This window comes from Krasilnikovia sp. MM14-A1004 (genome assembly GCF_047159485.1).
Classification (GTDB): domain Bacteria; phylum Actinomycetota; class Actinomycetes; order Mycobacteriales; family Micromonosporaceae; genus Actinoplanes.
The window spans coordinates 3,270,202-3,293,807 of the sequence record NZ_AP038773.1; the positions used below are offsets into that span (position 1 = coordinate 3,270,202).

At 72.1% G+C, this 23,606-nt stretch carries 21 protein-coding genes and 1 tRNA gene; 9 read left to right on the top strand and 13 right to left on the bottom strand.

What is annotated here, in order from left to right:
* Positions 1-139 precede the first annotated feature (139 nt).
* Complete coding sequence (locus ACMCNN_RS14760; RefSeq protein WP_412746769.1) at positions 140-2,194, top strand: diguanylate cyclase domain-containing protein; 2,055 nt, start codon at positions 140-142, stop codon at positions 2,192-2,194.
* On the opposite strand, the gene ACMCNN_RS14765 is transcribed toward ACMCNN_RS14760, so the two are convergent.
* Genes ACMCNN_RS14765 through pepN form a run of 3 tightly spaced genes read right to left on the bottom strand, consistent with a single transcriptional unit; the run spans position 2,175 to position 6,475 of the window.
* Positions 2,175-3,104, bottom strand: coding sequence for a cation diffusion facilitator family transporter (locus ACMCNN_RS14765; protein WP_412746770.1), 930 nt, complete (start codon positions 3,102-3,104; stop codon positions 2,175-2,177). The genes ACMCNN_RS14760 and ACMCNN_RS14765 overlap by 20 nt on opposite strands.
* Positions 3,105-3,108: 4 nt before the next feature.
* Complete coding sequence (locus ACMCNN_RS14770; protein ID WP_412746771.1) at positions 3,109-3,993, bottom strand: LLM class F420-dependent oxidoreductase; 885 nt, start codon at positions 3,991-3,993, stop codon at positions 3,109-3,111.
* A 49-nt stretch (positions 3,994-4,042) separates the two neighbouring features.
* Entirely contained in the window at positions 4,043-6,475 is a 2,433-nt protein-coding gene (gene pepN, locus ACMCNN_RS14775) for an aminopeptidase N (RefSeq protein ID WP_412746772.1), read from the bottom strand.
* A gap of 170 nt (positions 6,476-6,645) precedes the next feature.
* Here pepN and ACMCNN_RS14780 point away from each other — a divergent pair, with 170 nt between their 5' ends.
* Positions 6,646-7,296 (top strand): adenylate kinase, encoded by a 651-nt coding sequence (locus tag ACMCNN_RS14780; protein ID WP_412746773.1) that lies wholly within the window; start codon positions 6,646-6,648, stop codon positions 7,294-7,296.
* Here the strand turns inward: ACMCNN_RS14780 and ACMCNN_RS14785 are convergent.
* On the bottom strand, positions 7,290-7,649 hold the full coding sequence (locus tag ACMCNN_RS14785) for a DUF488 domain-containing protein (RefSeq protein ID WP_412746774.1): 360 nt from the start codon (positions 7,647-7,649) through the stop codon (positions 7,290-7,292). The two genes, ACMCNN_RS14780 and ACMCNN_RS14785, sit on opposite strands and share 7 nt — an antisense overlap.
* Positions 7,650-7,712: 63 nt before the next feature.
* Here ACMCNN_RS14785 and fdh point away from each other — a divergent pair, with 63 nt between their 5' ends.
* The 4 genes from fdh (at position 7,713) to ACMCNN_RS14805 (ending at position 13,106) form a co-directional block, all read left to right on the top strand.
* On the top strand, positions 7,713-10,979 hold the full coding sequence (gene fdh / locus ACMCNN_RS14790; protein ID WP_412746775.1) for a formate dehydrogenase: 3,267 nt from the start codon (positions 7,713-7,715) through the stop codon (positions 10,977-10,979).
* Complete coding sequence (locus tag ACMCNN_RS14795; RefSeq protein WP_412746776.1) at positions 10,969-11,880, top strand: 4Fe-4S dicluster domain-containing protein; 912 nt, start codon at positions 10,969-10,971, stop codon at positions 11,878-11,880. Before fdh ends, ACMCNN_RS14795 begins: the two co-directional genes overlap by 11 nt.
* Positions 11,881-11,984: 104 nt before the next feature.
* Entirely contained in the window at positions 11,985-12,917 is a 933-nt protein-coding gene (nrfD, locus tag ACMCNN_RS14800) for an NrfD/PsrC family molybdoenzyme membrane anchor subunit (protein WP_412747177.1), read from the top strand.
* 95 nt (positions 12,918-13,012) lie between these two features.
* Positions 13,013-13,106, top strand: a tRNA-Sec gene (locus ACMCNN_RS14805).
* A gap of 8 nt (positions 13,107-13,114) precedes the next feature.
* Here ACMCNN_RS14805 and ACMCNN_RS14810 read toward each other — a convergent pair.
* The 3 genes from ACMCNN_RS14810 to ACMCNN_RS14820 form a co-directional block, all read right to left on the bottom strand.
* Positions 13,115-13,618: a hypothetical protein gene (locus tag ACMCNN_RS14810; RefSeq protein WP_412746777.1), complete on the bottom strand. Its 504-nt coding sequence runs from the start codon at positions 13,616-13,618 to the stop codon at positions 13,115-13,117.
* 103 nt (positions 13,619-13,721) lie between these two features.
* Positions 13,722-14,018: a hypothetical protein gene (locus ACMCNN_RS14815; RefSeq protein ID WP_412746778.1), complete on the bottom strand. Its 297-nt coding sequence runs from the start codon at positions 14,016-14,018 to the stop codon at positions 13,722-13,724.
* Between the two features lie 118 nt (positions 14,019-14,136).
* Positions 14,137-14,355, bottom strand: a complete 219-nt coding sequence (locus ACMCNN_RS14820; protein WP_412746779.1) for a hypothetical protein — start codon at positions 14,353-14,355, stop codon at positions 14,137-14,139.
* Between the two features lie 156 nt (positions 14,356-14,511).
* Between ACMCNN_RS14820 and ACMCNN_RS14825 the strand changes: the two genes are divergently transcribed.
* Positions 14,512-16,065 (top strand): GGDEF domain-containing protein, encoded by a 1,554-nt coding sequence (locus ACMCNN_RS14825; protein ID WP_412746780.1) that lies wholly within the window; start codon positions 14,512-14,514, stop codon positions 16,063-16,065.
* A gap of 13 nt (positions 16,066-16,078) precedes the next feature.
* Here the strand turns inward: ACMCNN_RS14825 and ACMCNN_RS14830 are convergent, their stop codons facing one another.
* The 6 genes from ACMCNN_RS14830 to ACMCNN_RS14855 form a co-directional block, all read right to left on the bottom strand.
* Positions 16,079-16,507, bottom strand: coding sequence for an SHOCT-like domain-containing protein (locus tag ACMCNN_RS14830; protein WP_412746781.1), 429 nt, complete (start codon positions 16,505-16,507; stop codon positions 16,079-16,081).
* Positions 16,508-16,547: 40 nt separating this feature from the next.
* Positions 16,548-16,799 carry a hypothetical protein gene (locus ACMCNN_RS14835; protein ID WP_412746782.1) on the bottom strand — a complete coding sequence of 84 codons (252 nt, stop codon included), beginning with the start codon at positions 16,797-16,799 and terminating at the stop codon, positions 16,548-16,550.
* Positions 16,796-17,158 (bottom strand): DUF2089 domain-containing protein, encoded by a 363-nt coding sequence (locus tag ACMCNN_RS14840; protein ID WP_412746783.1) that lies wholly within the window; start codon positions 17,156-17,158, stop codon positions 16,796-16,798. Before ACMCNN_RS14840 ends, ACMCNN_RS14835 begins: the two co-directional genes overlap by 4 nt.
* Before the next feature lie 81 nt (positions 17,159-17,239).
* Positions 17,240-18,241: a selenide, water dikinase SelD gene (gene selD, locus ACMCNN_RS14845; protein WP_412746784.1), complete on the bottom strand. Its 1,002-nt coding sequence runs from the start codon at positions 18,239-18,241 to the stop codon at positions 17,240-17,242.
* Positions 18,242-18,277: 36 nt separating this feature from the next.
* Positions 18,278-20,167 carry a hypothetical protein gene (locus tag ACMCNN_RS14850; protein WP_412746785.1) on the bottom strand — a complete coding sequence of 630 codons (1,890 nt, stop codon included), beginning with the start codon at positions 20,165-20,167 and terminating at the stop codon, positions 18,278-18,280.
* 66 nt (positions 20,168-20,233) lie between these two features.
* On the bottom strand, positions 20,234-20,815 hold the full coding sequence (locus ACMCNN_RS14855; protein ID WP_412746786.1) for a hypothetical protein: 582 nt from the start codon (positions 20,813-20,815) through the stop codon (positions 20,234-20,236).
* Positions 20,816-21,114: 299 nt separating this feature from the next.
* Here ACMCNN_RS14855 and ACMCNN_RS14860 point away from each other — a divergent pair, with 299 nt between their 5' ends.
* Both ACMCNN_RS14860 and ACMCNN_RS14865 read left to right on the top strand, forming a co-directional pair.
* Positions 21,115-22,716: a DNRLRE domain-containing protein gene (locus ACMCNN_RS14860; protein WP_412746787.1), complete on the top strand. Its 1,602-nt coding sequence runs from the start codon at positions 21,115-21,117 to the stop codon at positions 22,714-22,716.
* A gap of 158 nt (positions 22,717-22,874) precedes the next feature.
* On the top strand, positions 22,875-23,591 hold the full coding sequence (locus tag ACMCNN_RS14865; RefSeq protein ID WP_412746788.1) for a CPBP family intramembrane glutamic endopeptidase: 717 nt from the start codon (positions 22,875-22,877) through the stop codon (positions 23,589-23,591).
* The last annotated feature ends 15 nt before the right edge of the window (positions 23,592-23,606 follow it).

The window sequence follows — 23,606 nt, forward strand, 5'->3', positions numbered from 1 at the left end:
GTGATTGCGGACACCCCCACTCGGGCTTCCGCAAGGTCTCCGCAAGCGAAGGTCAAGATCCGCTCAACATCAACTGCGCCCCGGCGATAGGGGAACCTGGCAGCGCCCCCGCTGCCCACCGCCGCCGGGATGGTCGCCCATGCTTGCTCTCGCCAGCGCCGACACGTCGCGTGTCCGCGGGGACGTACGCGCGGCGATCGTGCGCTCCAGCAGCCTGCGCGCCATGCTCGCCCCGGCCGTGGTCGCCCTCTATCTCGCGGCGACCCCCGGGCCGTCCCGGCCGCAGATGTTCGCGGTGACCGCCGTGATGTTCGCGGTCGCGGCGGTCACCTGGCGGGCGGCGCCGCGGATCGCCCGGGGCCGGTCGCGGGTCGCGGTGCAGGCCGCCGGCATGCTCGTCAACCTGGCCGGCGCCGCCGCGCTGAGCCTGCTGGACGGCGGGGTGACCAGCCCGCTCGGGGCGCTCGTACCGGTCTGTGTGGTCTTCTACGCGATCATGATGCCGCCGCGGATGTTCGCCGTCGCCGCCGGCATCGCCGCGGCCGCCTACTGGACGGTGGCCCTGTTGGGCGGGCCCGCCCCCGCCGCGTACGCCGTGGTCTACACCCTCGGCCTCGGCGGCGTCTCGGTCCTGTGCCTGCGGCACGCCGCCGCGCTCGCCGGGCTGCGCCGGCGCCTGTCCGAGGTGTCCCGCGTCGACCCGCTCACCCGCAGCCTCAACCGCCGCGGCTTCGACGAACAGCTGGAACAGGCGGTCGACCAGGCGCGACGCACCGGGCAGCCGGTCACGCTCATCCTCACGGACCTCGACCGGTTCAAGCTGATCAACGACACCTGGGGGCACCAGGCGGGCGACGACGTCCTCGCCGCCACCGCCCGCACGATGAGCGGCGCGTTACGCGACACCGACCTCGTGGGCCGCCTCGGCGGCGACGAGTTCGGCGCCCTGCTCACCGGCACCGGCCCGGACGACGCCCCCGCAATCGTCGAACGGCTGCGCACCGCCCTGGAAAACGGCGCCCCCGCCAGCCTCGGCTACGCCTCCTGCCCCGCCGAAGCCACCACCGTCGAAGAACTGCGCCGCCTCGCCGACGCCCGCGCCTACGCCGACAAGACCACCCGCACCGGCCGCACCCCCGCGCAGCGCGACGTCGAGCAGGCCCGTGAGCACAGCGCGACACCGGCACCCGCGCGGGTCACCCGTACCGAACGGCGGCGCCGTTCCATCGCCGACGTGGGCTGGCTGTGCGTCTCCGACAACCTGGTCGGCCTCGTCTACGCGGCCCTGTTCGCCCACCTGGCCCCGCACCGGCTGGCCATCGCCGCGGTGTGCGTGCTCGGGCTGGCGTACGGTCTGGCGTTCGTCGCGGCGGCCGACCGGCTGAGCCGGTCCCCACGGATCCGGCTGCTCATGGCGATCCACGGCACCCTGATGCTGGCCCTGACCATCACCGTGCCGGTGCTGGACGGGGGCGTCTCGTCGCCGACCGGTCTGGCCATGCTGGTACCGATGCCGCTGATCGCCCTCGGCGCCCAGCTGCGCGTGGCCCTGCCCCTGCTCGGGCTCACCGCCGCCGCCTACCTCGTGGTGGCGGCCACGGTCGGCGCGCACGGACCGTGGTACACGATCATGCATCTGCTCGGCTTCGGCGCCGTAGCGGCCGCCTGCGCCGCGCAGGGACGCGACAGCGCCCGCCGGCGCCGACGGCTGACCGACCTGTCGCAGACGGACGCCTTGACCGGCCTGCTCAACCGCCGCGGATTCGAGGACCGCTGCGCCGCGCTGCTGCGCCCCGGCGCGACGACGGGGCTGGTGCTGTTCGACCTGGACGGTTTCAAAGCGCTCAACGACACCGCCGGGCACGCCGCGGGCGACGAGCTGCTGCGCTGGGTGGCGGCCACCCTGGTGTCGCAGACCCCGTCCGGGTCGGTGGTCGGGCGCCTCGGCGGCGACGAGTTCGTGGCGCTCGTCCCCGCCGGGGACGTGCCGGCCCGGGCGCAGCGGCTGCGATCGGCGCTGGCCGCCCGCACCGCCGCCAGCATCGGCGTCGCCACCTGCGGCACCGACGGCACCGACTTCGCCACCCTGTACGCGCACGCCGACGGCCACCTGTACGCGGAGAAGGCGATACGCCGCCGCAGCGCCCCGCCCCGCCGGGTGGTCGCGCCGCGGCTCAGCGCGCAGTCAGCGTGACCGTGGCCTGGGTGATCGCGGTGACCGCCAGCAGCGCGGCGCGCAGCTCGTCCACGCGGCGGATCAGCTCGTCCGCCGGCCCGTCCGCCGAGTCGGGCGCCACCCACACGTTCACCAGCAGCTGGGCGGGCCCGACGTAGACGGCCTGCAGGTCACGCACCTCGCCGGACCAGGTCCGGTCGATCAGGTCCCGCAGCGGTTCGAGCACGTCCGACGGCGCCGACTCCTCCAGCAGCAACGCCTTGGAGCGGCGGGCCAGCAGCACGGCCACGACGATCAGCAGCACGCCGATACAGATGCTGCCGGCCGCGTCCCAGCCCGCCCAGCCCGTCCACGCGTGCAGCAGCAGCGCCGTGAGGGCCAGCGCGAGACCGATCAGCGCGGCGGTGTCCTCCAGGTACACCGTGGTGGCGCTCGGGTCGGAGGCGCGGCGCAGATGCTCCCGCATCGAACGGCTGCGCCGCGCCGATTCGGCCCGCAGCTGGCGGCGGGCCGTGCGCCACGAGTACGCCTCCAGGCAGGCGGCGACCAGCAGCACGCCGATGCCGACCCACAGGGACTCCAGTGGCTCGGGTACCAGCAGGCTGCGCACCCCCTCGCCGATCGACAGGGTGCCGCCGATGAGGAAGATGCCCAGGGCCGCGAGGAACGCCCAGAAGTACCGCTCCTGGCCGTACCCGAACGGGTGTTTCGGGTCGGGCCCCTTGCGCGACTTGTGCAGGCCGATGAAGAGCAGCACCTCGTTGCCGGTGTCCGCGAAGGAGTGCGCGGCCTCGGCCCACATCGACGCCGAGCCGGTGAGCAGCGCGGCGACGGTCTTGGCGGCGGCGATGGCGGCGTTCGCGAGGACCGCCACCACCACGGTACGGACGCTCTCCTCGACCGGCTCGTCGCGGCCGTCCTCGTCCATGTCGCTACCCGGCGAACTGCGGGATGACCTCGGTGGCGAAGCGCTGCATCGGCTCGTGGTCGTACGCGACCCGCGGCACGTACACGATGACGTAGTCGGCGCCCGCCTCGACCATGCGCTCGATGCGGCCGATCGTGTCCTGCGGCGGCTCGGTCAGGTCCAGCTCCAGGTTGGTGGACTTGATGATCCGGTCGTAGTCGCGGTCGAGGTCGTCGCAGTGGCGGCGCAGCACGTCCAGCTTGCGGCGGATCAGATCCGGGTCACCGCCGCCGACGTTGCAGGCGTCCGCGTACCGGGCGACCAGTTTGAGGGTGACCTGCTCGCCGCCGCCGCCGATCCAGAACGACGGGTGCGGTTTGCGCACCCCCTTCGGTTCGTTGATCGGCGCGTCGATCGAGTAGTACTTGCCGGAGAACGAGGGCCGCTGCTCGGTCCACATCCCGTGCACGATCTGCACGGCCTCCCGGAACGCGCCCATCCGCTCCCGGGTGTCCACCCACTCGTAGCCGTACGCCTTCCACTCGTGCTCGTACCACCCGGCGCCGAGGCCCGCGTACAACCGGCCGTTGCTGGCCACGTCCACGGTGGACGCGATCTTCGCGTAGAGCGACGGCTGCCGGTAGGCGTTGCAGCCGACCATCTGACCGATGTGGACCCGGCTGGTGTCGCGGGCGAGGGTGGAGGTGACCGTCCAGCACTCGAAGACCGTGTTGATGGTCGGGGTGGGCACGGTGTGGAAGTGGTCGTACACCCACACCGAGTCCCACGGCCCGGCGTCCGCGGCGCGCGCGACGGCGGTCATCGCCTCGTACTGCTCGACCGGGTCGGCGATCTCGACCAGGTCCATCTTCCAACCCTGCGGCACGAACACCCCGAAGCGCACACTCATGCCAGCAACCTACCCGGAGATCGTCGCCGCTGCCGGGACGCCGACGGATTCACGAGCGGGCCCGCAGCATCCGGCCCACCTCGTCGGCGCGCTGCAGCAGCGTCTTGCGCACCACCGGGACGGCGTCCGCGACGGCGGCACGGGCCCGGTCGGGGAAGCCGTTGTCGGCACCGACCATGGGGAAGAGCCGGTGGGTGTAGAACATCGCCGGCACCATGCCGCCCCGGTGCAGCTCGGGCAGCAGCGCGAGGTACTTCTGCGCGTACGGGGCGAGCACACCGGCCTGGCCGCGCTGCCAGAACGCCGTCGCGACCGCCGGGACCGAGCCGATCGGTACGGACCGCCGCACCGCCAGCTCGTGCCAGACCGCCTCCTTGTCCCCCGCGTCCGGGCCCGCGGCGCGCACCGCCAGCGCCCGGAACCGGGCGTCCGGATCGGGGTCGAGGGCCAGCAGCGCCCCGGTCTCGGCAGCGGTGTCGCCGCCCAGCGCGGCCTTGCGGATCAGCGCCCGCCACCGCACGTCCACATCGTCGCCCGCCTCGTCCTGCAGCCGGGCCACGGCGGCCAGGTCGGCGGCCGTCCGGGCCAGCCCGCGCAGCCCCACCCGGCGGCGGCCCGGCTGCCCGGCCAGCCGCGCGCAGACCTCTGCCACCTCGGCCGTGAGCGCGGCGCGGCGCGACTCCGGCGCCCACCATTCGGCGGCGTCCCCGGCCAGCCGCAGGTACGGTTCGATCACCGCGTCGCTGGTCTCCACCGCGAGCACCGCGGTCAGGCAGTGCACCACCTCGGCGGCGTCCGCCTCGCCCGTGGTGAGCATGTCCCACACGGTGGCCACGGCGACCCCGCGCGACACGGCGGTGGGCAGTTGCGCGGCGGCGGCCAGCAGCGCGGCCCGTCCGGCGGGCTCGGGCCGGGTGGTGGCGAACGTGAGGTCGTCGTCGTTGACCAGGTACAGGTCCGCGCCGGGCGGCAGGTCCACCGGGGTACGCGCGCCGCGCACCTCCACCTCGGCCAGCGCTGTGCGTTCCAGGCCGCCGGGACCGTGCCGGTAGGCGCCCACGGCCAGCACCTGTGGCCGGGGCGGCCCGTCCGGCCCCCGCCCCGCCAGCACCGGGGCGTCGCCGTCGCGGTCCAGCGTCAGCCGGTCGGTGCCCGCGGTCTCCAGCCAGCCGGTACGCCACGGCCCCAGGTCCCGGCCGGACGCCGCGGCCAGCGCGTCGATGAGGTCCTGCAGCGTGGTGGTGCCCCACGCGTGCCGGGCGAAGTAGGCCCGCATCCCCTCGGTGAACGCCTTCTCCCCCACGTACGTCATCAGCTGGCGCAGCACCGCCGCGCCCTTGGGGTAGGTGATGTCGTCGAAGATGGACGCCGCCTCGGCGACGTCGTGCACGGGCTGGCGGATCGGGTGGCTGGTCGGCCCCTGGTCGGCCAGGTACGCGGCCAGCTTCTCCCCGGCCAGCAGCCCGGCCCACGCGTCGGTGTAGCGGGTGGCGCGGGTGGCGGCCCAGTAGCAGGCGAACTCGGCGAACGCCTCGTTCAGCCACAGGTCGTCCCACCAGCGCATCGTGACGACGTTGCCGAACCACATGTGCGCCATCTCGTGCAGCAGCACGCAGGCGAAACCCTCCCGTTCCGCCGGGGTGGGCGTGGCCCGCCGCAGCCACGAGTCGGACCAGGTGACGCAGCCGTAGTTCTCCATGGCGCCGCCGAACTCCGGCATGAAGACCTGGTCGTACTTGTGCTGCGGGAACGGCATCGCGAACGCGTCGGCGAAGAACGCCAGGCCCTGCGCGGTCACGGTGAAGATCTCGTCGGCGTCGCGCTCCAGCACGGCGGCCAGCGAGCGGCGGGCGTACACGCCGAGGTCGTGGCCGCCCACGGTACGGCGGATCTCGTGCAGCGGCCCCGCGTCGACCACCGTGTTGTACGGCGACAGCGGCGGCGTCGCCGGGAAGGTCCAGCGGCGGGCGTCGCCGAGGTCCTCGACGCGCGGGTCACCGGTGTTGCTGAGCACCGTCCACGCGGCCGGGGCGGTCACCGTGAACGCGTGCGGTGCCTTGAGGTCGGGCTGGTCGAAGCACGCCCAGACGTACCTCGCCTCGTCGGGCTCGAACGTGGTCCACACGTACACCTCGCCGTCGGCGGGGTCGACGGCCTTGTGCACGCCCGGCCCGTCGCTGGTGTGTTCCTGCACGGTCGAGACCCGCAGGGTGTTGTGTGCGGCGAGGGCGGGCAGCGTGATGCGGCCGTCCACGGCCGCCGGGAGCGGCTCGCCGTTGAGGGTGGCCTCGACGACCCGGGCGACGCAGTCCACGAACGTCCCGGCGCCGGGCTGCTCGCAGGTGAACGTCACGGTGGACACGCACCGTACCTGCGGCCCGGTGGGCAGACCGGTGAGGTCGACCGCGATGTCGTAGCGCTGCACCCGCAGCAGGGCGGCACGGCGCTCGGCCTCCGCCTGGGTGAGACTGGGGGTACTCAACGGTCCTCCTCGGATCGGTCCCGTCGATCCGCGGGACACCGGTGGCGACGATCGTGCCATCAACCCCCTGCCACACGTCAGACAATTTGCGGCCACGGTTGAGCGAATGCGCGGCGTGGTCGCGTGCGGCCGCTATGATCCGGGCGAGTACACCGGGGAAGGACGACGTCATGCGGATCTTGCTGGTCGCGCCCCCCGGAGCGGGCAAGGGCACCCAGGGGGCGCTGATCGCCACCCACTTCGACGTGCCGCACATCGCCACCGGAGACCTGCTGCGTGACCATGTGGCCCGCCGCACCCCGCTCGGCCTCGCGGTGCAGGACTGCCTCGACCGGGGCGAGCTGGTCTCGGACGAGATCGTGCTGAACATCGTGCGCGACGAGGTGGAGAAGGCCAAGCGCGAGGGCCGCGGGTACGTCCTCGACGGCATGCCGCGCAACATGACGCAGGCCCGGGCCATCTACCAGATCGCCCGCACGCTCGACATGACCGCGCAGGTCGTGCTGCACCTGGTGGCCGACGACGACGAGCTGGTCCGCCGCCTGCTGGCCCGGGCCGCACTGGAGCACCGTACGGACGACACCGAGGAGGTCGTGCGCCGCCGCCTGGCGATCTACCACGACGTGACCCACCCGATCGTCGACTGGTACGACCAGCGCGGCATCCTCGTGGCGGTGGACGCGATGCAGCCGGTGGATCGGGTGGCCCGGCAGATCCTCACCGCGCTGGAGGCCATGCGCCCCCTGGTGAACCTGGTGCCGGAGTCGGCCCGGCAGTCCATCGACCTGACCGGTTTGGGCAAGGCGTTCGGGAATCACTGATCGCGCAACATCGCCACCAGTACCGCGACGTGGCTGATCTCCACCTCCTTCGCCGAGGTCAGCAGCGTCACGGTGCCGTCCGCGGCCAGCTTGCGCAGCTGCGCCAGCGCCTCGGCGCTGCCGGGTCCGGCCAGCTCCGCGCGGTAGCGGGTGTCGAACTCGGCGAACCGGTCGCTGTCGTGGGAGTACCAGCGGCGCAGCTCGGTCGAGGGGGCCACGTCGCGCATCCAGTGGTCGAGCCGGGCCGCGGACTTGGTCAGCCCGCGCGGCCACAGCCGGTCCACCAGCACCCGGACCCCGTCGTCGGGGCCGGCGGTGTCGTAGATCCGTGCGGTCCGGATGGTGCCTGCCATGCCCCGATCATCGCGCAGCGGGGCCGTCGTGCGGGCCGAAGCGATGTGATCTAGGGTCGGTGCATGGGTCTGCGTACGTGGATTCGCGACTGGCCGGTGTACCGGCAGCTGACCGGCACCGACCCGCTGGGCCGGGGCGCGGCGGCGCAGTCGCCCCGGACGCGGGCGCTGGGCCCGCGCACCGGTGCCGCGGACTCGGTGGCCCGCTCGGTCTGCCCGTACTGCGCGGTCGGCTGCGGGCAGCGGATCTTCGTCAAGGACGGCCGGGTCACCCAGATCGAGGGCGATCCGGACAGCCCGATCTCCCGCGGTCGGCTGTGCCCCAAGGGCTCGGCCAGCAAGAGCCTGGTGACCAGCGACCGGCGGCTGCAGACGGTGAAGTACCGGCGGCCGTACGCGACCGACTGGGAGGACCTGGACCTCGACACCGCGATGGAGATGATCGCCGACCGGGTGCTGGCCGCCCGCGAGGCGACCTGGGAGGACACCGACGCGCACGGCCGCCCGCTGCACCGCACGCTCGGCTTCGCCAGCCTGGGCGGCGCGACCCTGGACAACGAAGAGAACTACCTGATCAAGAAGCTGTTCACGGCGCTCGGGGCGATCCAGATCGAGAACCAGGCCCGCATTTGACACTCCGCCACCGTCCCCGGTCTGGGGACCAGCTTCGGCCGAGGCGGGGCCACCGGATTCCTCCAGGATCTGGCGAACGCGGACTGCATCATCATCCAGGGCTCCAACATGGCGGAGGCCCACCCCGTGGGCTTCCAGTACGTCGTGGAGGCGAAGAACCGCGGCGCCACGGTGATCCACATCGACCCGCGGTTCACCCGGACCAGCGCCCTGGCACACCGCTACGTGCCGGTGCGTGCGGGCGCCGACATCGCCTTCCTCGGCGGGGTGATCAACTACATCCTCGGCAACGAGAAGGACTTCCGCGAGTACGTGCTGGCGTACACGAACGCGTCCATGATCGTGAGCGGGGACTTCCGCGACACCGAGGACCTCGACGGCCTGTTCTCCGGCTACGACCCGGAGACCAACACCTACGACCAGAGCACCTGGACGTACGCCGGGCACGAGCAGCACGGCCAGCAACCCCGCGAGGCGCACCACGACCGGGAGACCGCCTCCGGCCTGCAGCAGGAGTCGCACGGCCCGCCCATCCCCGCCGACGTGCCCCGCGACCCGACCCTGCAGGACCCGCGCTGCGTTTACCAGATCCTCAAACGCCACTACGCCCGCTACACCCCCGAGGTGGTGGAGCAGGTGTGCGGCGTGCCGCAGGAGCAGTTCCTGGCGGTGTGCGAGGCGTGGACGGCCAACTCCGGCCGGGAACGCACCACCGCCCTGGTCTACTCCGTCGGCTGGACCCAGCACTCGGTCGGCGTGCAGTACATCCGCACCGGCGCGATCATCCAGCTGCTGCTGGGCAACATGGGCCGCCCCGGCGGCGGCGTGATGGCGCTGCGCGGGCACGCCAGCATCCAGGGCTCCACGGACATCCCCACGCTGTTCAACCTGCTGCCCGGCTACCTGCCGATGCCGCACCACGAGCGGCACCAGACGTTCCGGCAATGGGTCGACGCGATCCGCCACCCCGGCCAGAAGGGTTACTGGGCGAACGCCGAGGCGTTCGCGGTGAGCCTGCTCAAGGCGTACTTCGGTGACGCCGCCACCGCGGACAACGACTGGGGTTTCGACTGGCTGCCCCGGCTCACCGGGGACCACGGCACGTACCGGCAGGTGCTGGACATGATCGACGGGAAGATCAAGGGGTACTTCCTGCTCGGGCAGAACCCCGCGGTCGGCTCGGCGCACGGACGCGCCCAGCGTCTCGGCATGGCCAACCTGGACTGGCTGGTGGTGCGCGACCTGTTCCGGATCGAGAGCGCCACGTTCTGGAAGGACGGTCCCGAGGTAGCCACCGGCGAGATCGTGCCGGAGCAGTGCCGCACGGAGGTGTTCGTGCTGCCCGCCGCCTCGCACGCGGAGAAGGAGGGCACCTTCACCCAGACCCAGCGGCTGCTGCAGTGGCGGGAGAAGGCGGTGGAGCCGCCCGGCGACTGCCGCAGCGAGCTGTGGTTCTTCTACCACCTCGGCCGGATCATCCGGGACCGGCTGGCCGACTCCACCGCGCCCCGCGACCAGGGCATCCGCAACCTCACCTGGGACTACCCGCTGCACGGCGCGCGCGGCGACGAGCCCAGCGCGGAAGCCGTCCTGAAGGAGATCAACGGGTACGACGTGGCCACCGGCGCGCCGCTGCCCGGCTTCACCACGCTCACGGCCGACGGTTCGACGGCCTGCGGATGCTGGATCTACTCGGGTGTCTACGCCGACGGCGTCAACCGGGCCGCCCGCCGCAAGCCCCGCACCGAGCAGGACTACGTGGCCCGCGAATGGGGCTGGGCGTGGCCCGCCGACCGGCGCCTGCTCTACAACCGCGCCTCCGCCGACCCCGACGGCAACCCCTGGTCCGAACGCAAGAAGTACGTCTGGTGGGACCCCCGGGCCGCCGAATGGACCGGGTCGGACGTGCCGGACTTCGAGAAGACCAAGCCGCCGTCGTACCGGCCGCCGCCCGGCGCGAGCGGGGTAGCGGCGATCGCGGGCGACGACGCGTTCATCATGCAGGGCGACGGCAAGGGCTGGCTGTACGCGCCCAGCGGCCTCATCGACGGCCCGCTGCCCACGCACTACGAGCCGGTCGAGTCGATGGTGCGCAACCCGCTCTACACCCAGCAGGCCAACCCCACCCGCAAGACGTACGAGCGACCCGACAACCCGCTCAACCCGAGCCCACCGGAACACCACAGCGAGGTCTACCCGTACGTGTTCAGCACCAGCCGGCTCACCGAGCACCACACCGCCGGGGGCATGAGCCGGCAGCTGGCGTACCTGTCCGAGCTGCAGCCGGAGATGTTCGTCGAGGTGTCGCCGCAGCTCGCGGCCGAACGCGGGCTGGCGCATCTGGGCTGGGCGCACGTGGTGACCGCGCGGGCGGCCATCGAGGCACGGGTGATGGTGACCGACCGGCTGGTGCCGCTGCGCGTCGAGGGCCGGACGGTGCACCAGATCTGGATGCCGTACCACTGGGGCGGCGAGGGCCTGGTCACCGGCGACTCGGCCAACGACCTGTTCGGGATCACCCTGGACCCGAACGTACTGATCCAGGAGAGCAAGGTCGGCACCTGCGACATCCGGCCCGGCCGCCGCCCGGTCGGCCCGGCCCTGCTGGACCTGGTGCGTGACTACCGGCAACGGGCCGGGCTCACGCCCGGCCACCACACCCCGATGCTGACCAAGGACACCGACGATGGGCAGTAACCGACTGTACGGACCGCTGGACCCGGCGCCCGACGCCGGATGGGTGGACGCGCCGCCCCGGATGGGTTTCTTCACCGACACCAGCGTCTGCATCGGCTGCAAGGCGTGCGAGGTGGCCTGCAAGGAGTGGAACCTCGTCCCCGACGACGGCTTCGACCTGCTCGGCCAGTCGTACGACAACACCGGCGGGCTGAGCGCGAACTCGTGGCGGCACGTCGCGTTCATCGAACAGCCCGGCGTGCCGCAGAGCCCCGGCAACGGATCGGGGCCGCAGTTCCTCGGCATGCCCCAGAAGGACCTGCCCGGCCGTACTCCCGACGCGCCCCGCACGGACTTCCGCTGGCTGATGATGTCCAATGTGTGCAAGCACTGCACCCACGCCGCCTGCCTGGACGTGTGCCCCACGGGTTCGCTGTTCCGCACCGAGTTCGGCACCGTCGTCGTGCAGGAGGACATCTGCAACGGCTGCGGCTACTGCATCCCCGCCTGCCCGTACGGGGTCATCGACCAGCGCGCCGACGACGGCCGCGCCTGGAAGTGCACGCTGTGCTACGACCGGATCGGCGACGGCCTCACCCCCGCCTGCGCGAAGGCCTGCCCCACCGAGTCCATCCAGTACGGCGAACTGGACGAGCTGCGCGAACGCGCCGCCCGGCGGGTGGCGTCCCTGCACGAGCAGGGCGTCACCGAGGCCCACCTGTACGGCCACGACCCGGACGACGGGGTCGGCGGCGACGGCGCGTTCTTCCTGCTGCTCGACGAGCCCGAGGTGTACGGCCTGCCGCCGGACCCGGTGGTCACCACCCGCGACCTGCCCGCCATGTGGGCACGCGCCGGGGTCGCCGCGGCGGCCATGGTCGCCTCCGTGCTGGTCGCGTTCGCCACCCGGCGGCGCCCATGAACCCGCCCTCGGACGACAACCGGCGCGGATCCGACTCGCCGCGCGGATCCGGCGGCCGGCGCGGTGGTGGGCGGCGCGGTGGTGGGCGCCGGGGCGACCGGCCGATGGTGCCGCCGGCGGAGTTCCGGTCGTACTACGGCCGGCCGATCGTCAAGGCGCCGGTGTGGCGGCACGACATCGCGGCGTACCTGTTCACTGGCGGTCTCGCCGCCGGGTCGGCGCTGCTGGCCGCGGGCGGGCAGGCCACCGGGCGGCCCGCGCTGCGCCGGGCCGGACGCCTGAGCGCCCTCGGTGCGCTGGGCGCCAGCACGTACTTCCTGGTCAACGACCTCGGCCGCCCGGAGCGGTTCCACCACATGTTGCGGGTGGCCAAGCCGACCTCGCCGATGTCGATGGGTACATGGGTCCTCACCGCGTTCGGGGCGGCCGCGGGCGCCGCCGCCGCGGCCGAGGCGGCACCCCTGCTGCCCGCTCGCGGGGTGCTCGGACTGGCCCGGCGCCTCCTACCGCCGGTGGGCACCGCCGGGGGTTACGGGGCCGCCGCGGTCGCGCCCGCGCTGGCCACGTACACGGCCGTGCTGCTGGCCGACACGGCGACGCCGAGCTGGCACGCCGCGTACCCGGAACTGCCGTTCGTGTTCGCGGGCAGCGCGCTGGCCAGCGGCGCCGGGGTCGGTCTCATCGCCGCGCCGTGCGCGCAGGCCGGGCCCGCGCGCCGCCTCGCGGTGATCGGCGCGGCGCTGGAGCTCTACGGCGCGCACCGGGTGGAGACCACCAAGGGCATCCTCAGCGAACCGTACGCGCAGGGCCGGGCGGGCCGGCTGCTGCGGGCGGGCCGGGCACTGACCGCGCTGGGGGTCGCCGGTGGGGTGCTCGGGCACCGCAGCCGCGTCGTGTCCGCGCTGTCGGGGTTGTCGCTGCTGGGGGCGTCGGTGCTGACCCGGTTCGGCATCTTCGAGGGTGGCGTCGCCTCGGCCCGCGATCCGAAGTACACAGTCGTGCCGCAGCGCGCCCGCCTCGACGGGCGTTCTCCCTGATCGCGCCGCAGAAGTGGGCAACTCGGTCGCGGTGCGGGGCGTGAGTCGTGGGGTGGCGCGGGGCGCCCTGATGCGCGGCCGGTAGGGTCGTGCGCGGAGGCGTTCAGGCGGCTGGTGCCCCTCCCGGTCTTCAACACCGGTGCGGCCCGGTATCCGGGCCGGGCGGGTTCGATTCCCGTCCGCCTCCGCTGACCCCTTCACACACAGTTCGCTCCGGAATCGGGCGTGTAATCAGAGACGGACACCTCGTACATTCCGGCTACCGGGAAAGACAGATCGACGTACACCGTGCCGAAGGCCAGCTCTTTGCTGGCGCACAGCGCAGCCGCGTCCGGCCCGGGCTTCGCCTTCCGCGTGAAGATTCGCCAGTCGGCACCCTCCAGCAGCTGCCGGTAGAAACCGGTGACCGCCTGTTCGTCGATATCAACGGCGGCCCGGTCGACAAGTCGGTCAACGTCGGGGCCGGCCCGGGTAGAGAACTGAGCGCTCGCATACGCCACGGCGCGCTCGTCGTCGCACCCTGAAGCGGAGTCAAGCGGGCGGAACCCGTCAGGCCGGCGGTTCAGCAGCTCGAGCGCCGCCAAACGGGTGCTTCGCTGCTTGCACGTGGCGATCTGCCCGTCGTGCCATCTGCCCGCTGCACCCACGCCGACGACGATCAACAGGGCGGTGGCGCCGACGATGGCTATGCGCTTCAGCATGATCGGCAGGCTACCGCCCTCGAACAACACGTTGTCGCCGTGCGCTACCGCCGTGACCAGGCCTGACGGAGCGTCAGAGGGTTACGTAACTTCGACAGCACACCTAGGCGGGGAAGGTCCGCTTGACGTCGAGGTTCTGGAATTCGGGCCCGTTCGAACACAGCGCCGCCATCTGCCGGGCGAATTCGCCCGTCTCCGGCCGCTCGCTGTTCGCCATGGCATCCTCGTACGAGGGAAACTCCACGATGGTCACGAATCGTTTCGGGTTGTCCCGGTCCTGCGTGACGGTGAGCCGGAATCCCTCCGGGGCGTCGCCCATCTGATTCACCTGTGAACTCCCGAGAGCCCACATCTCGTCCGGACGGTCGGTCTCATACGCGATTATCTGCACGAAACTCATGCAAGCCTCCCGAGCGTCCGAATAGTGGCCCGAAGCTACCAGCCCTCCTCGGGCGTATCCGCGCGCGAAACCCCGATGAACCCGATCGAATGACGGCGGGAACGGCGACCGGGCCGAGCTAGCGGGTGCGGCCGACGAGGAAGTAGGCGGCGGGCACGATCCCGGCGGAGTTCACCAGCACACCGGAGGCCCACAGCCATTTCGGCCCGCGCACCCGGCTCGCGGGGCGCCGCTTGAGATCGATCACCATGGCCGCCTTGAGCGCGGTCTCGGCGGCCGCCGCCAGCACGATGAGCCGGCGTTGCCGCTGACTCAGCTCACTCCATCGCCTGCCCATGAGACCTCCCTCCCCGCCCACACTACGACCTCGCGCGGGGCGCGACGCCCGGACGTTGGTCATCGGGCCGGCCGTCCCCGCGCCCGGCCGGCCCACGTGCTCAATCGACGCTGCGCCGGGCCGATGGGAACGGTAGAAAGCGGCGGAGGTGGACCGATGGACGGTGGCGCGCCGGGTGCCGAGGCGTTGTCGGCTGCCCTGCTGACGATGGAGGAGGAGTTCGTCTCGGACGCCGGGGCCGCCCTCGCCGCCGCCGTCGAGCGGGAACAACAGGCCACGGCGCTGGGCGAGGAGAGCCTGATCATGCGCGCCCGACTCTGCCGGGCACGCATGGGCCTGCGGACCGGCGAGCTCGCGGACGTCGCCCGGGAGATCTACGACGTCCAGCAATGGGCGGGCGCGCACGGCGACCGGCGACTGGAGGCCCGCGCCCACGCGGCGGCAGCGTCCATCCATCAGTACTCCGGCGATGCGGCCAAGCGCCTGGAACATTCGCTGAGCGCGGTCGAACTGCTCGACGAGACGGCCACCGTGTTCATGCAGATCTGGCATCGCACCCGGCTGGGCGACGCGCTGGCCGAGACCGGCGCGATGGACGCGGCGCGGCTGCGCTACCGGCAGGCCGAGGACATCGCCCGGCGGACGCAGCAGTGGGAGCTGCTGGGGATCCTGTTCAACAACTGGGCCTCGTACGAGCACGACTGCGCGGACCACGTCCGCGCCCGCGAGGTCATCGGCCGGATGATCGAGAACGCCGAGACGCACGGCATCGCACTGGATCCGCCGACCCTGCACACGGTCGGCGAGGTCCAGGCCGCCAACGGCGAGTACGCCGAGGCCGAGCAGACGATGCTGACGTGCATCGCCCGGTACGAGGCCGGCTTCGTGGAGCACGTCGGCGACATGGCCCATTACCAGCTCACGTTGGCCCGGGCCCGGCGCGGCCTCGGCGAGGTCGAACGGGCCCAGGAAGGCCTCGACGCCTGCCGTGCGCTGTGCACCGAACTCGGCCTGCACGCCCTGCTGGTTCAGGTGCACCAGGAGCAGGCCGACCTGCACGCCGCCCGCGGCGACAACCCGGCGGCGTACGCGGAACTGAAGGTGTTCTTCGCCGCCCGCGAAGCCCTGCGCTCGCAGGAGCGGGAGGCGCAGGCGCAGGCCCGGCAGGCGATGTTCGAGACCTCCGAGGCCCGCGAACAGGCCGAACAGTTCCGGGAGCAGGCCCGCCGCGATCCGCTGACGGGACTGCACAACCGCCGCTATGTGGACGAGGAACTGCCCGAACTCGTCGCGCTCGATCCGGGCATGAGCCTGGCCATCGCCGACATCGACCACTTCAAACGCATCAACGACAGGCTCTCCCACGACACCGGCGACCAGGTCCTCGTCCGGGTCGCCACGCTGCTGGAAACCGGCCTCGCCGCTGCCGTCCCCGAGGGATTCGTCGCCCGCCTCGGCGGCGAGGAGTTCCTCCTCGCCCTGCCCGCCACCCCGGTCGACGACGCGACCGCCATCCTCGACGACATCCGCCGGGCCATCGGCGGCCACGACTGGCACGACCTCACCGGCGGGCTACCCGTCACCGTCAGCATCGGCGTGGCCGACGTCAGCGAAAGCCGATCCGCCGCCCTGTCCACCGCCGACCGCAATCTCTACGCCGCCAAACGCGAGGGACGCAACCGCGTCATCGCGGGCACGCCGGCCCGGTGAGCCGGGGCCGGCGTCATTCGGCGAAGATTCTCACCTTGGTGTCTTTCTCCTCGACGTCGATGGTGAGGTCGGCCAGGTGGACCACCAGCTCGTCGAGGTCCTCGGGCTTGAGCTGGGTGACGTCGATGGGTACGCCGTTCTTGCGCAGCGCTTCGTTGATCTGATCCTTGGCGCCGTTGGGGATCAGGCTGGCCAGCCTCACCCCGGCGCGCAGCAACTGGAACGGCACCCGGATGTTCACCTTCTTCGGCCCGTCGCCGCCGTCCTGCTGCTCGTCCACGACGATGCGCAGGTATCGCGGCCGGCCCGCGCTGACGTCCGCCGCCCGCGCGGCCGGGGCGGCGGGCTGTTTGTCCAGCGCGGCGATGAGGCGCTCGGCCTCCTCGGCGCTGACCTGACCGGCGGCGAGCATCTGCAGCACCTGAAGGCGGTTCTCGTTCATGTCTTCTCCTTCAATGACCAGAGGAACCGGCCCGAGCCGGCTAGAGGAACCGGACCTGGAACGCGACGTCGGAGTCGTCGATCTCGAATTGCATGCCCCGCCATCCGCTGACCAGTTGCCAACCGGTGCGCAGCGCGCCCGCCGCGCTGACGCGGTGGACGCGCGCGACGATCACCACACCGACGGCGAGCGCCACCGCGAACGGCAGGATGAGCGGCCAGAGCAGGAACAGCGGTAGCCAGAGCCGAATGCCGTGGCGGCCCACCCGGACCATGGCCAGCCAGGGGATCACGGCAGGTCGTCCAGCTCGCGGATGGCATCCGCCGCGGTGATCTGGCCCCGCTTGAGGCGCTGGAGCACCTCCGAGCGCGACGGGGCCGGATCGGTGTCGACGAATTCGAGGCTGCCGGCGATCCGGTTCAGCCGGTTCTTGATCGTGGGATAGCTGACCCCGAAGATCCGCTCCATCTCCTTGATGGAGCCGTGACTGCGCACGAACGCGGTGACGAACACCTGATCCTCGACGCTGAGCTGGGCGAGCTGGGGAAGCTCGAAGTCACCCTCGATGGCCACGCCGGAGTCCGTCAGCCGCACCCGCTCCACGGCGAGCGGCTGACCCTGCGTCAGCTTCGTCAGGTCCTGCCAGTCCATCGCGACCTCCTTAACTTTCTCAAGTATGAGCTTAAGAAAATCAAGGTTGCAAGGTCCGCGGCAGAAATTCTCGCCAACGGGTCAGCGCACCACCAGCGTGACGCCGTCGGCGCGGGCCGGGATCAGCTCGCCGACGACGGGATGGCCGGGCAGCTCACCGGCCACCAGCAGGCCCCCTGACGTCTGGGCATCGGCCAGCAACAGCAGCTCGTCCTCCGCGATCCCGGAGGTGTCCGCGTACGGGCGCACCCAGGCCAGGTTGCGCCGGGAACCGCCGCTGACGTACCCGGCGGCCAGCGCCTCCCGGGCGCCATCGAGGTACGGCACCGCGGCTGCCGACAGACGGGCCGTGACACCACTGGCCCGAGCCAGTTTGTGCAGGTGCCCGAGCAGTCCGAAGCCGGTCACGTCGGTGCCGCACACCACGCCCGCGGCGAGCGCGTCCTGCGACGCGGCCCGGTTCAGTTCCGTCATCGCGGCGACCGCCTGCGGAAACACCTCACCGGTGGCCTTGTGGCGGCTGTTCAGCACGCCGATGCCCAGCGGCTTGGTCAGTGTCAGCGGGATTCCGGCCGTCCCGGCGTCGTTGCGGATCAGCCGGTGCGGGTCGGCAAGCCCGGTGACGGCCATGCCGTACTTCGGCTCGGGGTCGTCGACGCTGTGCCCACCCGCCAGGTGGCAGCCGGCCTCTCGGGCGACCGCCAGGCCACCGCGGAGCACCTCCGCGGCGAGCTCCATCGGCAGCACGTCGCGGGGCCAGGCCAGCAGGTTCACCGCGACGACCGGGGTGCCGCCCATCGCGTACACATCGGACAGGGCGTTGGCGGCGGCCACCCGGCCCCAGTCGTAGGGGTCGTCGACGACCGGGGTGAAGAAGTCGGCGGTGGCGACGATCGCGGAGCCGCCCGCGAGGCGGACCACCGCGGCGTCGTCGCCGTCGTCGAGGCCGACCAGCAGCTCCCCCGGCCCCGCCGGGGCCGACTCACCGGTCAGCCCGGCGACCACCGCCTCCAACTCCCCTGGCGGGATCTTGCAGGCGCAGCCACCGCCGTGTGCGTACTGGGTCAGCCGTGTCGTCGTCACGGTGGCACCCTCGCACACGACACGAAGGTGCCCCGCTCAGGTTCCCCACAGGGAGAAGGTCGCGTGCTGGTAATAGCCATCCGACAGGCGGAGGGTCACCTCCAGATAGATGGCGTCGTCGGCGGTGGCGGCCGCGATCGCCGTCAGCATCTCGTTCGACAGCACCAGGCTCTGCTTGTCGGCGGAGGTGACCTTGAGTCCCAGCACGCCCGGGGCGGAGGCGTAGACCACCTCCGCGTCCAGCCCGATCACGCGGGAGGCCCACAGCGGGTCCGGGGTCAGGGTCAGGGTTGTCGGGCCCGTCACCTGAGCGAGGAAGAGCGGCTCGTCGGCGGACGAGCCCGCGTACCGGGTCAGCGGGGTCCCGTTAATGCGGTAGACGACCGCGGACACCGGCACCTCGGTCACGGTCAGCGTGGCGGACGCGGTCCGGTTCCCCGACCTGTCCACCGCGATGATCCGTACGGTGGGCCCGACGTCGTCGGCGCCGATCGTGTACGCGTGGGCCGTGGCGGGCACCCGCGCGAGCAGCCGGCCGCCGCTCTCCACCAGGTAGCCGGAGAGCCCGCGGGCGTCCCTGGACCCCGTCCAGCCGACCGGCAGACCGGCGCCCTCCCGGATCCGGGTGGTGGTCGTGATGCGGGGCGCGGTCGGCGCCGTGGTGTCCGACCCGGCCGGCAGGAACCGCACCGTGACCGCGCGGGTGCCGACGGCGGTGACGACGACCCGCAGGCCCGAGGTGCCGGGAATCGTCCAGCGGTCGCCCAGCCCGAGGATCTCGTCGGCGGTCTTTCCGAACCGGTCGAGATAGTCCGGCAGAGCCAGCGCGCCCTGACCGTTCGCGGTGAGCAGGCGCGCGGTCACACCGTTCTCGTCGGCGAGGCCGTCGAAGACGTCGACCCTGCGGTGCATGCTGAAGAACAGGTCGCCGTAGCCGGTGCGCACCAGCGCGGTCCGCGTACCCGTGGCCCCGGACAGGACCAGCCGGACGTCGGTGGTGCGGGTCACGGGGATCACCCGGGTGCGGGACTTCGGAGCCAGCAGCACCTGCCCGGCGCCGAGAACGTGGCAGAACGTCAGGTCGCAGACGTTGCCCTGGCTGTCCCAGAGGTCGCTGTACTCGTACTCCGTGCACCTGGACGACAGCGGCGTCGGCGTGCCCTTCGCGGTACGGCAGGCCAGGTAGTCGGAGTGGACCAGGCCCAGATTGTGGCCGAGTTCGTGGGCGATCATCTGAGGGTCGGGCCGGTAGGACGTGTGCACCCATGCGTACCCGCGGCCGGGCAGCTGGTCGGCGTACCCCCAGCGCCCGTCGCAGCCGAAGCCCAACCCGAGCACGTGGTGGCGCTGCCGCATCGACCGGGTCCCGGACAACGCGCGCAGGTAGCGGAAGTCGGACGTGCACGCATGCGCCCTGCTCACCCTGCGGGCGCCGTGCAGCGTGAAGCGGAACGTCAGGCCGGGCAGCTCGCGGGCGTAGTAGGTGCGGACCTGCGCGAGCGCCGACCTGATGTCGGCGGCCGACGGGCGGGTGCCGGCGTAGACCGGGTACACCTGCACGCTGTGCCCACCGGTGACGAGCTTGTGGCCGATGCCGGGCTTGACGCCCTTGAGCGCCTCGAACGGCACCCTCCCGTCGGCTCCCCCCTCGGCCGCCCGGGCGTCGCGCGGCGCCCTCGCCCGGCCGGCGGCCATGGGCGGGGAATCCGGCGCCGACGGCGCGATCGATGTGGTCCCAGCTGGTGCCGCGAGCGGGTTCGCGGCGGCCGGGGCCGCGGCCGGGGCCGCGGCCGGGACTGCGGCTGGGGCTGCGGCCGGGACTGCGGCCGGGGCTGCGGCCACCGCCGGCGTGGCGCCCACGCCGGCGGTGAGGGCCAGGCCGACGGCGGCGGCGAGCCAGCGCGCGCCGTGGTGACGAGCGGTCATGGCGTTTCCTTCGGGTGGCGACCCGGTGGTGCGGGCGCCGGATCGGGAGCGTCGGGTGACGCGGGGTCAGTAGATCGTTCCGTCGGCGATGTAGACGGTGGCCCTCTTCTTCGTCAGCTTTGTGACGGTCGCGTTGATCCGGAACCGCACCCGGACCGTTTCGGTGCGCGCGGTGGCAGCGGAGTCCTCGATCGCGGTGAAGACCGTGGTGACGGCGCCCGTCTTCGACGTGACCCGGATCGTGCCGTCGGCGTCCACCGTGACGTACAGCGTGGGTCGCTTGAGGTTGCGGAACCGGATGTTGCGCGCCTCGCTGGACTGCAGGTCCGCCGGGTCGCCCCACGGGCAGTTGTCCAGCAGCTGGACCTGCATGTGCGCCATTCTGATCTTGGAGCACTTGGTGAGGCGGGCGTTCACTGCCTTCTTGATCCGCGCGATCTGACCCTTGGTCAGGGTGCGCTTGTTCGACGTACTCGCCGCCGCGACCGTGGCCTCGCCCGCCGCGGGTGCGGCCACCGTGCGGGTCGCCGCGCCGGGGTCGTCCGCCAGGGCGGGCGCTCCCGCGATCAGCGTCGACGTGCTGCCGGCCGCGAGCACGAGGGCGATCAGGGCCAGATGGCGACGACGAAGCGACCGACCGGAATCCATGGGTTTCTCCTTCCGCAAGCGCCCCGTCCACCGCGGCGCCGCTGCCTCCCATCGGTTCGACCAGCGGCGATGCAAGAAGTCTGACCAAGAGAAACCTCAAGAACCCCACGGCCACCGGCGTAGGCGACCACGGCATCCGATCGAGGGGTACGGCCCGGCCGGGTGGAGGGCCCGGTCGGCCGAAGGTACGAGGTGCAACCCGGCGGCACCCGCGCGGGACCGGAGGGCGCACCGGCGGAACCGGAATCTCGTTCACGTGCCCGGCTGACAAGCGGCCGGACCGACGGGGGAGATTCACTGTGAACCGCAGGAAGGTGCAGAAGTCCGTTGCCGTGGTGGGTGCGGTGCTGGCCGGTACGGGAGCCGCGCTGTCGGCGCCGGTGGCCGCGCACGCCGCATCGACGGTCAAGGAACTGAAGCTGGCCGCCACCGACGACGCCTACACCTCCAGCGCACGCCGTACCACCTCGTTCGGCCAGGACGACAAGATCGCCGTGGGCAAGCTGGGCAAGGACACCAAGGTCGGCTTCCTGAAGTTCGTGGTGCCCGCCGGCACCAAGGTCACCGGGGCGCGGCTGAAGCTGGCCGCCGACAGCGTTCCCGCCGGATCGCTCACCGTGAGCCGGGTCGCCGACACCCGCTGGACCGAGAAGAAGCTGTCCGCCGCCACGGCCCCGGCGATCGGCGCGACCGTCGCCACGATCAGGGCCACCGGCAAGGACCTGAGCCTCGACCTCAGCAAGGTCGTCACGAAGCCCGGCACCTATTCGTTCGCGCTGCGGTCGTCCGCCAAGGACGTGACCCGGCTGCGCTCGACCGAGAACTCGGCCGGTGGCCCGCAGCTCACCGTGACCACCGCGGCCCAGTCGACCACTCCGCCGACGACGCCGCCCACGACACCGCCGACCACGACACCGCCGACCACCCCGCCCACGACACCGCCGACGACGCCGCCGACGCAGGAGTGCGTGACCGACGCGTTGCTGGTGCCGAGCTGCGGTGTGCTGTGGGGTGCCGCCGCGGGTGGCTTCACCAGCGCGCCGCGGGACCAGGCGCTCAAGGACTGGGAAGCGAAGACCGGCCGCACCGCGGCGATCTTCCACACCTACCACAAGGGCGACGAGCAGTTCCCCACCAAAGCCGAGATCGCGATGACCCGGGACCCGGCACACCCCCGCGTGCTGCTGCTCAACTGGAAGGTCGCCTACGGCACCACCTGGGCCAAGGTCGCCGCCGGCCAGCAGGACGCCCGCATCGACAACTGGTCGAACTACGTCAAGGCCAACTACCAGCAGAAGTTCTACCTGGCCCTGCACCACGAGCCGGAGAACGACGTCAACCCCACCGCCGGGTCCGGGATGACCGCCAAGGACTACGCCAACATGTACCGCCACGTCATCGAGCGGCTGCGCGCCAACGGCGTCACCAACGCCATCAACGTGCTGGCCTACATGGGCAACGAGAAGTGGATGGCCCAGTCCTGGTGGAAGGACCTCTACCCCGGCGACGACGTCGTCGACTGGATCGGCCTGGACTCCTACGTCAGCGTCGAGAAGGGCTACTACCACTACGGCGACTTCGGTGACATCCTCGACCGCCAGCCCACCGGCGGCGGCCAGGGCTTCTACGACTGGTCGGTGACCAACCACCCGAGCAAGCCCGTCATGCTCGCCGAGTGGGGCATGTACCACCGCGTCAAGTACCCCACCGACAAGTCCGCCGCCTTCAACACCGTGCTGCCCGAACTGGCCAGCCACCCGCAGGTCAAGGCGATCGTCTACTTCGACACCGCCAGCGACAACGAGGGCGACCGCAACATCGCAGTGGACTCGACCGCCAGCAGCCTGACCGCGTTCAAGGCCCTCGCCGCCAACAAGATCTTCGACGTGAAGATCGCCTGATCCACCCGCAGCACCGCGAGCCGCCCGGCACCCCGCCGGGCGGCTCGTCGCGTCCGCGGCGGGCCCGCACGAGACCGCGCGGCCGCCGTCGGGCGGGGCGCGGGCAATCATCCCGCCGGGGTGATCCCGCCGTATCCGGCCGCGACCAGGCTTGGCCCATGACAGCCCAGCCCTCGACGCGCCGGGTGGCGATCGCCCCCGCGGTGGCTGCGGCTCTCCTCCTGATGGTGGCGGTGTCGCTGGTCGGACGGTACGGGCCGGCGCACGCGATGCTGGTCGTCGGGCCCGTCGGCGCCATCCTGCTGCTGCTGTTGGCCCGCAGCGCGGGTCTGAGCGCGGACGACGTGGGCCTGGGCCGCGACTCCTGGCGGCGGGGCGCCGCGTACGCGGGGGTGTGCGTGGCCGCGGTCGCCGCCGTGTACATCGTGGCGGCACTGCTGCCCGGCACGCGCGACGCGTTCCACGACGTGCGCTACGACAACGGGCCGGGCAAGGCGGTGCTGACCGCGTTCGTGGTGGTCCCGCTCGGCACTGTCCTGTTCGAGGAGGTCGCGTTCCGCGGCGTGCTGTGGGGGCTGCTGCGCGTCTCCCGCGGGCCGACCGTGGCGACGCTGGTGTCGTCGGGGCTGTTCGGGCTGTGGCATGTGATGCCGTCGCTGCGTCTCAACAAGGTCAACCCGGCGGTCACCGGGCTGGTCGGCGACGGCCGGGCGGGGCAGGTCCTGGCGGTGCTCGGGGCGGTGCTGTTCACCGCGGCGGCCGGTGTCGTCTTCTGCGAACTGCGCCGCCGCAGCGGCAGCCTGCTGGCCCCGATGGGCCTGCACTGGGCGGTCAACGGGCTGGGCGTTCTCGTCACGGCGGTGGTGTCGCGGTGAGCGCCGGCACGCGAG